Below are 12,963 nucleotides of genomic sequence, written 5' to 3' on the forward strand. Positions count from 1 at the left end.
ATTGTGTTACTATTTGTCACTCGCCCACATGAATCCAACCAGCCCCGATAGCCGACGCGAGAGACGCGGGAGGAGGAACTCGTGAGCGTGTGGACGGAGTCGTCTTTCGTTCGATACAACGACCGTGTGTGGTTCAGGCGTGCGCGGTGTACCCCGCCTCTGTGACCGCCTGGACGAGCGCGTCGACGTCGGCGTCACCATCGACACTCGCTTCGTTCGCGTCGCGGTCAGCAGTCGCACCGGTGACACCGGCCACGCCAGCGAGCGCCGCTTCGACGGTCTGTTCGCAGTGTCCGCAAGTCATTCCTTCGACGGTGATGGTTGTCGACATGCAGTCATACATTTGTTCGCTATTCTTATGCAGATTTCCCCTTCGATTCGAATTCTAGGACGCATGGATATCTTGGAATCCAAAGTGAATTTGGCTAGTCGGTTTTAGTGGTTTGAACACGTAGCTGGCCCATGCGCGATTTGGACGAGATAGACCCCCAGACCGTCCAGCTATCGATGTCCAACGCCCGCCGTCTCTACAGCGACATCGCGGACATCGTCGGTCTCTCAGCACCGGCCGTGTCGGCCTGCGTAGCAAGCCCCGAAGAGATAGGTGCGATGGCGTTCTCAAGCGTGTCGGTGCTCTCGAACAGCCTGTCGTTCCCTCGGTACATCCCTGATCACGACTACGAACTGCTCGGGAGCCTCGTCGATTAAGCCCAAGCTAGGTACTCGAACGCAACTCACAGACGTCTACAATTCCCGTGGCCCCGTTTCAAAACCAGCTATCAGGAAGTCGGTTACAGCGAACAATCGGTGGACTGCTACTGGGTGGTCTACTACTTGTCGTATACGTCAACATCGTTGGACTCACCGAGATTCAACGCGTGCTGCAGTCGGTCCCGCCAGCGCGGATTTCCTCGTTACTACTCGTCGGAGTGGTTCCGCTAATCTTCTGGGGGCTCGGACTCTCGCTCGTGTTCGGTCGGCTTGGTGTCTCACTCCGGTTCTCGGACTCGACCTGGCTATACGCCGCTTCGGGATTTCTGAACGGAATCACGCCGTTCGGGCAGGTCGGCGGTGACCCAGTAACTGCGGTCTTGTTCAGGCGAGCGATCGGAACCGACTTCGAGACGGGGCTGGCCGCGATTGGAAGCCTAAACGCGCTCAACCGAGTTGCTGCGGTCGTGTTGGGGCTACTCGGCGTTGGGTATCTCGGGTCGCGCGTCACGGTTGCGGGGACACTCAGAAACGCGGCGGTGACGGTAGCTGGCATTTCGGTCGGAATCGCACTCGGACTAGTTGTGGGCTGGCGGTACAGACACCGCCTCGTCAGCATACTCGTGTCCGCCGTTGTGCCGCCTGTCCGCGGTTGCGCGCGGTTCGTCCCCTCCCTCAACCCCCCCACACGCGAGGGTCTCGAACGAAGAGGGAACCGATTTATCCGGTCGATCGACCGCATCGCATCGGACCCCCGCCGTCTTGCGGTCGTGTTCGCCCTGAGCATCGTCGGGCAGCTCGCGGTGGCGGCCACCCTCTGGATCGCCCTCGCAACGCTCGGATTCGACGCTCCTGTCGCTACTGTGCTTCTGATTATCCCTGTCGGGAAACTCGCCGGCATCGCTCCGACACCGGGAGGGTTCGGAAGCTCGGAGGCCCTGCTGACGGTATTACTCGTCTCGACCGCCGGTGTGACCGCACCCATCGCTGGGGCGGCGGTTCTCCTCTATCGAGCGAGTGCGTTCTGGGTACCGTCGCTCATCGGTGGCCTCGTAACCGGGTGGTTCGTCGTGGTGAGCAACTCGCTCGAAACGGAGTCGGACCGCTCCCGGCGTATCATCGGTGGGTCTGATGAGACACCCCCTGCCGATTGGGACGCGGAGAGATCTACGCCACGGCATTCGACGGTTCCGATGCTCTTGATCGCTCTCGCCGCCTCACTCTCGGTACTGGTGACTATCGCGATACATCAGAGTCACTTCATTATCGAACCGAACAGTATCGTGGTCCACGCAGTTCGGGACGTGTCACTCACCGCTCTCAGCTTCGCTCTGACGTGGGGGGTTGTCAATCGCCTCCCTCGGGACTTGCCCGACTAACACAGACGAGGAACGCGGTCGCTTGCATCGCTCTCTTCGATGGGACGACCCCATCCGCGTGGTTACAGACAGGACCGAGGATTCACGGTGGCCCACGCACGAGAACGACAGTCGCGAGTGAGATACAGTTGTCGACCCCGGACCGGACTTTCGAATGCGAAATTTCGAGTCGCTGTTTCCTCACTATTGTAAGGACAATTGACAAAGCGAATGGCTGTGATTGTCTAGATATGCCAGCGACGCTCATCGACGGGGTCCTCGAATCGTTACGCATCGGTGTCGGCTTCCTCTGGACCGCCGCGTGGGCGATTATCATGGGACTGATGATTACGAGCCTCGTCCAAGTCTACGTCTCGAAGGAGCGGATGGCCAACGTACTCGGTGACGAGAACCTGAGCGGCCTCACGAAAGCGACGGTGTTCGGCGCCGCAAGTAGCGGGTGTAGTTTCGGAGCGGTTGCCATCGGGAAAGGACTGTTCAAGAAGGGTGCGCACGCGGTGAACGTCCTCGCGTTCATGTTCGCCTCGACGAATCTCATCGTCGAACTCGGCCTGATGATTCTCATCCTCCTCGGGTGGGAGTTCCTCGTTGCCGAACTCCTCGGGGGCGTCATCCTCATCGCCGTGATGGCGATACTCGTCCACGTGACGCTCCCCGAGAACCTCTTCGACGAAGTTCGACGGGAACTGAATCAGCGCGACCACGAACACGGTACTACTGAGGACCCGACATGTGGGATGGAAGGGAAAGACGAGTATTCGCTGACAACCGACGGCGGTGAGACTCTGAAGTTCTGTTCGGCGGGCTGTATGGAAACCTACCAGCAGGAAGCCGCCAGTAGCGGGGGGTGGCGCGACGAACTGTTCTCGTGGGGCGGGTGGTACAAGGTCGGCAACCAGTATCGCAAAGAGTGGTCGATGATCTGGAAAGACGTGATCGCCGGCTTTCTGATCTCCGGGTTCGTCATCGTGTTCGTCCCCCAGTGGGTCTGGAACGCGCTCTTCCTGCGGGGTGAGGGTCTGTTAGTGAGCGCCGAGAACGCGATTATGGGTGTCGCCATCGCGGTCATCAGTTTCGTCGGCAGTATGGGGAACGTTCCCTTCGCCGTTGCGCTGTGGGGCGGTGGTATCAGTTTCGCTGGCGTCATCGCATTTGTCTACGCCGACCTCATCACGATACCCGTCCTGAACGTCTACCGCAAATACTACGGCTGGAAGGTCATGCTGTACATCCTCGGTATTTTCTTCGTGACGATGGCGTTCACCGGCTTCCTCATGGAGGAACTGTTCAACATCCTCGGCATCGTTCCGAACTTGGCGGGTGGGCAGACCGCGTCAGAGCAGACGTACTTCGAGTTCAATTACACCTTCTACCTCAACACAATCGCGTTCGTACTCTCAGGGTTCCTCCTCTACGTCTACCGACGTGGACTCGGTGCACCCGGGCAGTACCGTGATCCAGTCTGTGGAATGCGGACCGATGACAACGGGCCGGGTCTAACACACGACGGTGAGACGTACTATTTCTGCTCGAAGCGATGCAAGCGGTCGTTCGAAGAACAGCCATCGGAATTCTCACACGTCCAACCGACTGTTGGGGAGGAAGGTCGAGAACAGAGTCACGACCATCACTAACCACCGTCACACGAAATGAATCGAACGCACTCGGTTACAGTTCAGTGAACACCTCACTGTTCCGCTCGCAAATTCGTAGCTGGTGAACGGTGCGGTCTGTTCACCAGGCATTCTCGTTGAACCAGCCGGCATACCGGGTAACGCGATACCCGAAAGCGACTGCTGTTCAAATGCTGTTACGATAGTATCGACCGGGAGCGTCCTTCGACGACGAGGTCATCGAGAACCAACGTGTGACAACTGAGAACTTCGTCGGGAACCATACTACTGTTTGATACCGCTGATGTCGTTCGGGGAACGCTCGACGAGCTCGAAATCGAGACACTCCCGTAGATTCGTCGCGTACTCTCTACAGCAACTGCACCCCGGCGAACTGAATTGCGTTGCCGTCGTAACCGTAAGTGTACCGTCGAACGGTGGCTGTTCATTCTCATACTCCAAACACCCAATTACACCGACGATTGCAGTCCCCACCCCAGCGTACTGACGAAACGGCATCGGGTCCTTGTTGTCCTCGTGTTTCGAGCACGCGTATAACGTCGGGAAAGAGAAAGGGTGTCCAAATCACAAAGCAGCGGCTATCGCGGACGTTGGCGTCTATTTATATGCTTTCGGATTTCAAACCAGAACAACCGTATTCGGTAATTAGCCGCTCACAGACTGCCAAAGCAAGATAACCGTTCCAGATTTTTTCACATTTCAAATTTGAATATAATGAAATGAGGGACCCGAACTTAGATGATAGAATCATATTCACCCACATAATCTGTAAAGTCAAAGTATGGCACGGCAGAACGAGTGAAGTCCGTGCTGGAAATTTCGAATACAACACCCACTACATGGGACAGGTCAAAATACGTACGACGATGGAGGTCGGATATTTGCTCATGAGGATACACTCACTCCAACGAGGGAAACAGACACGAACCGACGTCAAACAGACACCGTCGTCGGACTCGCCCTCGTCTCTCTCTTGACAGTAGGAGGCTACTTAGCTGGCAAGCGTACCAGCAACAACAATCGTTCGACCAGATGATGGGTTCGATGATGGGACATCAATGACAGGTGTCCATGGAACGAGTCCGGTGTGGTACATCCTCGGGACACTCATCGTTACGGGCGCACTTGGGGGAATATATCTTAGCCTCCGTCGCTCGCTAGTCGAACTCTCCAAGGAACGCCAATCAACAGGAGCGGGTCCGGTACCGGAGAACGTGGCGGAGACGAATCCCGAAAATCCAGAAGCGCAATCAGCAGCGGAGGGCGATACCCCCCCTGCCCGTCGAGAACCGGTCCTCGACGTCTTGCCGGAGGACGGACGACGGATTCTCGAACCTGTCCTCACGTCGCCGGGAATCACGCAAATTGAACTGCGAGACCGGTCCGATTTCTCGAAGAGCAAAGTGAGTCAGACGGTGAGCGAACTAGAGAAACGAGGGTTGCTGTATCGTGAGCGACAGGGTCGAACGTATCGAGTGTACCCGAGTGACGACCTTCTACAACGCCCGACGTGATTTGTGTGTTATCAATTGGCAACTCACTATGTGTTTCGGACGCATCTGTCGATACATGTGCAATCGACACGTCCCCCATCTGATTGCCGAGTACGAAGCATCGAAACGAGACGATGTCGAGGCCGACGTAGCCGGCGACGAGGAGGAACAACCAAACACAGACTCCACAGCAGTCGAACGAAAGCGTCTGTTCGGTTCACTGGTTGCGCGACTCACTTCCTGATGTCGTTGACGGTGAGTAGTCAATTCAGCAGGGACCGCAGTCCCAGCTAGCCCCGTTCGACAGTCATCGAGTCTGTTCAGAACGGTGACTCGTCACCAGTAGCGAACGGAGCGACCGACGTATTTTGCTGTGCAACCCACGCGAATCGGACCACGAACGAGAACAGGACTGCGAGCGGAGCGGTTCAATTCGGGCGAGAAACCACGGCTGTGGTTAATTCGCACCAACGTGGCTGCCCGAAACATCGGCGGCTTCAGCGATCGCTGGTGCCGACGTGTAGCGACGAGAACACCGTCGCCTCGATCTTCCGGAGGTGCTCGCCGACGGTCGTCCCGGCGAGTCCGGTCGCCGCCGCGATCTCGTGGTGAGTCGCTTCGCGGGGTTCCCGGTAGTAGCCGAGGTCGATCGCCACCCGGAGTACCTCGCGCTGTCGCTCGGTCAGGCGGGAGACGACGTGGCGTGGGCCGGGTGTGTATCGTCCTGTGCGTTCGATTTCGATCCTGACACCCTCGGGCTGTTCGGTAAATACGTCGACGAAGGCCGCTTCTGTTCCGATGTAGGTCGCTCTAAGGCCGCCGTCGTCGGTGTACTCGACCGGCATCTCGATGAGGGACGATGATTCACGTCGGCCCTCCATGAGTGTCCTTGTCAGGTCGTCGGCCGCGTAGCGTGTGTACGAGAAAAAACCACCGTCGTCACCGGATATCGTAAACTCGATCACCTTAGACGACTCCGAGAGCACCCGACGGAGTCCCTCCACGTCGCCGCGCCCCTCGGCGAACATGGCGACGGTATCGTCGTCGAGGAGTTCCATGCGGTGGATCGCGCGGTATTCGAGGTCAAGATTCATGACTCGCCGGTCGAGCCGGTTGATCCCGTCCTCGTCGGGGTAAGCCACGAGAGTGACATAGCGCATGCGTCACGATGGGTCGCCGCCCATAAAACCAGTGTTCATAAGCGTCCGTGGATCGCCGGCAGCACGCTCACCATCTCCGGGTGAAGAGATCTACCCGATGGAATTCGGAGACGCGATGAGAGAGACGGTGGACTCAGTTCCCGGCGAAGGGACCGAGCGAGCGAACGCCCTCGGTGCTCGTCGGACTCGGTTCCACAACCACTGTGATGGCCCTGCGCTGAAGCGTGTAAACCGTTGCAGACGAGAAATCTGTTGGGTCCGTGTATGACAACACCGACCGACGAAGAGGTTATCGTTCTCACCGGTGCGAACGAAGGGATCGGCTATCACTTGCTGACGGCGCTTGCCGAGGAAGACCGTCTGATCGCTGCACTCGACGTGGCCGGGGACAACGTGCTTGACGCCCGAGACGACGTAACTGCCCGGGTTCGATACCACGAGTGCGACGTCGCCGACACCGACGACGTGACCACGGCGGTGAACGACATCGTGGAGAGGTGGGGCCGGATCGACGTCGTCGTCAACAATGCGGGTGTCGCTCAAGCCGGGTTTTTCGAGTCACAGCCGATGGCTGAGACGCGTCGTGAGTTCGAGGTCAACTTCTTCGGCTATCAGCGTCTGATTCGGGCGGTCCTCCCGCACATGCGAGCGCAGGGGTCCGGTCTTATTCACAACATGTGCTCGGGGACAGCCGATACCGGACACCCCGGCCTGTCCGGGTACTCCGCGACCAAGGGTGCCGTCAAGGCGTTCGTCCGCTCGCTCCGGCTCGAACTCCGTGGCACGGGCGTCACCTGTACGTTGATGATTCCGCCGTCCACGAATACAGGGATGACCGCCGACATCGACTATCCCGAGTGGATGACGGTCGAACCCGAGGAAGTCGGCCGCAAACTGGCCGATAAGATTCACTCAACCCGACCGGTAATCACACCCGACCTGACGACGCGAGTCGGGTTGGCGCTCACCCGCTGGTTCCCGTCGATCTGGCGGCGAATGACGGCTGGAATCATCGGCAATTCGGAGTGACGACGCGTGGCTCGATGGCAATCGCCTGCGGGCGTGCGGCCGACAGGCTCCAGACGCTGTCCCCCATAAGCGTCCATGGATGGCCGGCAGCGGATTCATCGCCATAGGTGAGGAAGAATAACGACATGTCCGACCGACCGCCGACGAGCGTTCTCCTCCCGACCACGCGGTGGACCGACACATGCGCCGAGCTGGCCGCCCAGCTTAACGATGGCGACGAGTTGTTGATCATTCACGATTGCCCGAACGACCCCGTCGCTGATCAGGCGCCCCACCACGAGAAAGTCCGAATCATCACTGCCGGTAAGCCGACGGGCTGTTCCGGGAAAGCCAATGCCATCGCTGCCGGGATGGGGGCGGCGCGCCATGACCGCCTCGTCTGGACGGACGACGACTATCATCACCCCCCAGACTGGCTGGCGACCCTCAACGCAGACTACGAATCCCACGGGCCGACCTCGGAAGTGCCGTACTTCATAGGACGGGACCCCCTGTCGGTGCTGCTCGAACCACTGTACGCCTCTGCTGGCTCGTTAGGTCTCTACCTCGGCAACCAGATCTGGGGCGGCGCAGTAATATTCAGCCGGAACGACATCGACGAGGTCGCGTTCCTCGATGAGCTTCGGCGGACCGTCAGCGACGACGGTCTCCTCATGGAATACCTTGAGGTGACGACGGTCAGTCGAACGCGCACGGTTCCCATCGGAGGGACCATCCGTGAGGCGATTGAGCGCCCGGTCCGATGGACACAAATTCTCCGGTGGCACTTTCCCAGTGCCATCGCCGGGACGTTGGCAATCTCGCTGGTCGTCCTGACTGGTGCAATCAGAGCCCCGCTCCCTACAGCGGCAGTCCTGACGGTGCTCCACCTCGCCATCAACGAAGTGTTAGGCGTCCGTCGGTGGACGGCCGTACTCGCCTACCCGGCGGTGTTCGTGTTCGTGCCCCTTCTTTTCTATGCGCTCATCCGTCGGACGTTCGTCTGGGGTGGTCGGCGATACCGCTGGCGTGGCAAGTTCGATGTAACTGTTGTCAAGAATCAACGTTAAGTGACATATTTCCCTCGCGTCGAACCACGAGCGCTACGGGGCGAGCAACGATTCGAGCCGATCCCGAAGGGTGTCCCTGCGGACCGTCTCGGTCACGACCTCAGCATCGCCGGTTCCCATCTCCTTGAACCCCGTTCCGGTCGGCACGAGAACGACGGACTCATCAGCGGCGATATCGCCACGCTCCGCGAGGCGTGACACGCCTGCTAGCGTCGTCGCGGACGCCGGCTCGACACAGAACCCACCGTCGACGGCGAACCGGCGCTGAGCGGTCCGTATCTCGTCGTCGGTAACGGAGACGACGACGCCGGCAGTGTCGCGAACCGCGGCGAGGGCGCGAGCGCCGCTCGGCGGGTCCGGGTTGCCGATCGAGTGAGCGATCGTTTCGCCGGTCTCGTCGGGCGACAGCGGCGTCGGCTTCGTCTCTCCGGCCTCGAACGCCCGCGTTAGCGGGTCGGCCGTCGCGGTCTGGATGAGACACAGGCGCGGCGGCTCCGCGATCAGTCCCGCGCGCTCTAGGTCCCGGATTCCGAGCCAGATCCCCGAAGCGAAGCCACCGGAGCTCGCCGGTAGCGCGATCACGTCGGGCGTCGCCGGGGCGAGCGACTCGTAGATCTCGAACAGTGCCGTTTTGTATCCGCTGATGCGGGTGGGCGCGTCACTCACGAGCACGTCGATCGGGAGGCGCTCGGACAGGTCGAGCGCGTCCCCGTACAGCTTCCCGTAGTCGCCGGCGACCTGTACGATAGTCGGCTCGTACTGAGCGATGAGTTCCAGCCGCACTGACGAGGTCCGCTCCGGGACGAACACGACGCACTCCCGATTGAGGCTCGCCGCGTGGGCAGCGGTGCTGATCGCCATGTTCCCGTACGAGACCGTGCCAACGACGTCGTCGCCGGTCGCGACCGTGTGAGGAACGGCCACCGCGCTCCCGCGGTCCTTGTACGCGCCAGTTGGATTCTCACCCTCGTCTTTGACGAACACCCGAGCGCCCGCGGCGTCGTCGAGTCCGGGGCTCCTGACGAGGGGTGTGCCGCCTGCGGCCCGCGCGACGCCCTCGGGGCGATCGATCGGCAACAGCGCTTCGTACCGCCACATCCCACCCCGATCTCGACAGTCGCCCCACGAGAATGCCGTCGGCTCCGTGTCGACCCAGAGCGGTTCCCCGCAGTCGCACCTGACCGGGGTACCGTCGTCGTAGCGCTCCCCGCAACGATAACAGCTCAACGAGAGAGACATAGCGATGCTGCGGCGGCCGGAGACATATGCGTTCGCTTGCGGTTTCGAACCCCGGCCCCTTTCTGTCCCGCCTGGAGTTCGTTGCGGAATCAACGCACGCCATCGGGTGGCTGGTGTGGGACGATACGGCTCGCACCGCTCGCCGCCCTCCGCTTGCTCACGGTTCGCGCTGCTCGCCGTTCGCATCGAGACGCTCTCTGCGGTCGCGTCTCGCTTCGCTCGCGACCGACCATTTCGGACTGTCGCGGTCTCGTTCCTCCGTCACTCGACCGCGTGCCGGGCTAAAGTGCATGTGTCCTCGACGCCGGCATTAATCATCAATAGTGTGACCACTCCAACTTGAAATCTTGGAGTGAACACTCCACTGTGTGGATATTCAAAAATGACATCGGGAGTGTGACTCTAGACAGTCACAAGCTAGTAGCGGATATCGGATTTAAGAATGGCTGGCTCTGTTGAAACCCACTTCACGTCTGTCGAGTTGCTGAGAGGCTCGTTTCTAACCGAACCGACGAAACCGGTTGGAAGAGTAGCTCTTCTAATATCAACGTTGAAGAATTTCAACGGAGTCGAATGCCTATTTAGTGGTCTCATCTACGAGTATTTATCCATCGAGGGCTCGGCAAGGACTTTGAATGTTTTATATTGTACAAACCATATGAAATAGTCGCAGGCGACTCCACGGCTACCAATCCACGAATTATGGAAGCGGTCGACTCGCATTTTGAGGGTGTGAAACCACTTCCGATGAGATTTCGCTCGATGTAGTCAAGCCGACCGCTCAATCCTAATCGAGAGACTGCAGTCTGGTAGCCGTAACCATCAACGAGAAACACCGCGTCTGAGAGATCGTGTTTCTCCGAGAGTCGATGGAGAAGCGCAGCAGCCGGATCAGTACCATGTCGTCCAAACAACTCGACGTCAAGAATCAGCTTTGTCCCGATGTCTATTGCAGCGCACAACCAAGACCATTCGTCATTGATTTTGACAGCGGTTTCGTCGACCGCAACCCGCTTCGGCGTTGCCTCAAGGTGGGTTCGTGAACTTCAGACCTACGACCCCGTTAAAGTACCATTATGTTGACTGTTTTAGGGGCCGTGCTGAACTTACAAGTCGGTCGTCATAGCCAGCGTCTCCGCGCTAAGTGTCGGGGGTTTCAGTTCCTCGCATCGAGTATCAACGATAGAATATCTCTTGCCCAAACCACAACACCGACGCCTATCACTAAGATAGCAATCCCAAGTTGCTGAACCACTGCCTGTGGCGTATTAAAGCAGACGCGCCCGAGCGCCAGTAGTAGAGTTCGGGGCGGATTCCACGTTCGAAAAAGGTGCGTCGCTGCAACGACGAGACGCCGAACCGCGAGCCATGCCCAGCGACTGTCGTTGCAACGGGGTCAGAAGCTGCGTGCTGGCTCAGCGTCGTTGTGGTGTTGTCTTGCCGATCACCACGGGCGACCGTCCCAGAGGGGTTGGACGCCGCCGATGAAGTCGAAGTTCCACCGCTGCTGGTCCCCGCCGTTCCACGGCCACTGGACCACGTCGTCTCCGTCAGCGGTCCCGGCGTTGTACACCTCGGCTACATCACCAGTCGCGACGTTTTCGATGCGGTAGGTCCCATCACCGTTGTCGATGATGTTCCACTTCTGGGCGGCACCGGTGAACCACGGCCACTGCTGGAGACTCGCGCCGTCCGTGGTCGTCCCGTCCGGCACGTCGAGTGCGCGGTTGCTGTTCTCGTTGACGATGCGGTACTCGTCGCCACCGATGTACTCGACCCACCATCGCTGGCAGGTGCAGTCGTTCGCGGTCCACTGCCGAACGTTCGCCCCGTCGCTCGTACTGGCATCTGCGACCTCCATCACTTTCCCGCTGTTGACGTTCTGGATCTCGTAGATGCCGTCGGCGAGGACGCCGCTGTCGTTGGTGTTCGGTTCGACCGACTGGAGACTGGGCGTCTTATCGCCGGCGATGACCGGCCAATCGTTGTCCGTCCACTCGACGCGGTCGATGAAGAACTGCCGGGCCGGAACGCCGTCTACGTACTCCGGACCAGTACGGTCGTAGGCGTGATACACGAACCAGTCCTGCCCGTTGTCGTCCGTGGTGATGTCTCCGTGGGCGGGCGCGACGAACCGACCGTTCGAGGTGAGTTGCGCGATGCCGGCGTTGTCGCTGTTGTAGCTCATCATGTCCGTACCGGATACGTCGGTGTACGGCCCGAAGAAGTTCGTCGAGCGCCCGACTTCTACCTCGTAGGTGCTGCTGTAGCCGTTACAGCAGGTCCCGGTTGCGACAAACAGGTACCAGTAGCCGTTGCGGTAGAAGACCGTCGTCCCCTCGTAGGCGTCACCGGCGACCTGTTGGAGCGTCCCCGTCTTCCAGTCCTGGAGGTCCGAGGTGAGTTCCATCAGATAGATTCCCTGGAAACTCCCCCAGAACAGATACGGCGTGCCGTTGTAGTCGACGAAGTACCCGTCGATGGACCCGCCGCCGGCGTGGTCGTTGTCACCGATAATCTGGCCGTAGTCAGTGAAGGGGCCGTCCGGCGTGTCGGACTTTGCGAGGCCGATACCGAACTCACCGCTCTCCCACGGGCGGGGCGAAAGCGAGTAGAACATCACCCACTCGCCGTCGTAGTAGTGGATGTCCGGTGCCCAGATGGACCCGTACGTCCAGCCCGGACGGGAGTCGAAGGCTTCCCCGACGTAGGTCCACTCGTGGAGGTTGTCAGAGCGCAGAATCGGGACGAGCAACTCGTCGGAGTCGCTGTTCCGATTCATGTTCGTTCCGTAGGCCCACCAGGTTCCGTCTCCCGCCCGATGAATCGTGGGGTCGGGGAAGTGAGGGCCGTACAGCGCGTTGTGGTAGTGCGTCGAATCGTCCGTCGTCGCTGAGACTGACCCGCTCCCCGCAACTGCAAGAGTCGAGCCGAGAGCGCCGATACCGATGCTTTTCAAGACGTTCCGCCTGTTCACGCCACTGTCATCTTCTGGCATGCAACTGCCAAAATATAGTCACATATACATAATGCTTTTTGCTGTTATTGTCTGGCTCAGCTCTTCCGGCTTCGGTTCTCGTTTTCTCAGCCGTAACGGCAGGGGAACCGTTGCAAACTCGGCACTGAGAGCCGAACCGGATTCTGGAGTCGGCCCGACCGTCGCAGAGCAAACAGTCGCGTCGGTATCCCCGGCTGTTCAACTCGATACCGTTCGCTGCTTCTCTCAACTGCAGTCCGGTCTGTTGTTCGGTCTGCTGTTCAGCCTACCG

General features: G+C 59.5%; 9 protein-coding genes and 2 pseudogenes. 6 read left to right on the forward strand and 5 right to left on the reverse strand.

Features of this window, described 5'->3' with window-relative positions; genetic code table 11:
• Window positions 1-133: 133 nt before the first annotated feature.
• On the reverse strand, window positions 134-331 hold the full coding sequence (locus tag FY251_RS10475; protein WP_148414668.1) for a heavy-metal-associated domain-containing protein: 198 nt from the start codon (window positions 329-331) through the stop codon (window positions 134-136).
• A 131-nt stretch (window positions 332-462) separates the two neighbouring features.
• Between FY251_RS10475 and FY251_RS10480 the strand changes: the two genes are divergently transcribed.
• The 4 genes and pseudogenes from FY251_RS10480 to FY251_RS10500 all read left to right on the forward strand — a co-directional run bounded on the left by FY251_RS10480 (window position 463) and on the right by FY251_RS10500 (window position 5,238).
• Complete coding sequence (locus tag FY251_RS10480) at window positions 463-708, forward strand: hypothetical protein (protein ID WP_148414670.1); 246 nt, start codon at window positions 463-465, stop codon at window positions 706-708.
• Between the two features lie 47 nt (window positions 709-755).
• Window positions 756-2,090 (forward strand): lysylphosphatidylglycerol synthase transmembrane domain-containing protein, encoded by a 1,335-nt coding sequence (locus FY251_RS10485; RefSeq protein WP_187367389.1) that lies wholly within the window; start codon window positions 756-758, stop codon window positions 2,088-2,090.
• 230 nt (window positions 2,091-2,320) lie between these two features.
• On the forward strand, window positions 2,321-3,724 hold the full coding sequence (locus tag FY251_RS10490) for a permease (RefSeq protein WP_148414674.1): 1,404 nt from the start codon (window positions 2,321-2,323) through the stop codon (window positions 3,722-3,724).
• Between the two features lie 877 nt (window positions 3,725-4,601).
• Window positions 4,602-5,238 (forward strand): annotated as a pseudogene (locus FY251_RS10500) (MarR family transcriptional regulator).
• 476 nt (window positions 5,239-5,714) lie between these two features.
• Here the strand turns inward: FY251_RS10500 and FY251_RS10505 are convergent.
• Window positions 5,715-6,377 carry a helix-turn-helix domain-containing protein gene (locus FY251_RS10505; RefSeq protein WP_148414678.1) on the reverse strand — a complete coding sequence of 221 codons (663 nt, stop codon included), beginning with the start codon at window positions 6,375-6,377 and terminating at the stop codon, window positions 5,715-5,717.
• 264 nt (window positions 6,378-6,641) lie between these two features.
• Here FY251_RS10505 and FY251_RS10510 point away from each other — a divergent pair, with 264 nt between their 5' ends.
• Together FY251_RS10510 and FY251_RS10515 are read left to right on the forward strand one after the other, a co-directional pair.
• A complete protein-coding gene (locus FY251_RS10510) occupies window positions 6,642-7,406 on the forward strand; it encodes an SDR family oxidoreductase (RefSeq protein WP_148414680.1) in 765 nt (254 codons plus the stop codon).
• A gap of 125 nt (window positions 7,407-7,531) precedes the next feature.
• Window positions 7,532-8,455: a glycosyltransferase family 2 protein gene (locus FY251_RS10515; RefSeq protein ID WP_148414682.1), complete on the forward strand. Its 924-nt coding sequence runs from the start codon at window positions 7,532-7,534 to the stop codon at window positions 8,453-8,455.
• A gap of 33 nt (window positions 8,456-8,488) precedes the next feature.
• Here FY251_RS10515 and FY251_RS10520 read toward each other — a convergent pair whose 3' ends face one another.
• From FY251_RS10520 to FY251_RS10530, 3 genes and pseudogenes are all read right to left on the reverse strand, one after another.
• On the reverse strand, window positions 8,489-9,553 hold the full coding sequence (locus FY251_RS10520) for a threonine synthase (RefSeq protein WP_148414783.1): 1,065 nt from the start codon (window positions 9,551-9,553) through the stop codon (window positions 8,489-8,491).
• Window positions 9,554-10,298: 745 nt separating this feature from the next.
• Window positions 10,299-10,722: pseudogene (locus tag FY251_RS10525) on the reverse strand (DDE-type integrase/transposase/recombinase); the annotation flags it as partial.
• A gap of 416 nt (window positions 10,723-11,138) precedes the next feature.
• Window positions 11,139-12,692, reverse strand: a complete 1,554-nt coding sequence (locus FY251_RS10530; protein WP_255516663.1) for a family 43 glycosylhydrolase — start codon at window positions 12,690-12,692, stop codon at window positions 11,139-11,141.
• Window positions 12,693-12,963: the final 271 nt, after the last annotated feature.

The sequence above is a fragment of the Haloferax sp. KTX1 genome, from assembly GCF_902410085.1.
Lineage (GTDB): Archaea > Halobacteriota > Halobacteria > Halobacteriales > Haloferacaceae > Haloferax > Haloferax massiliensis.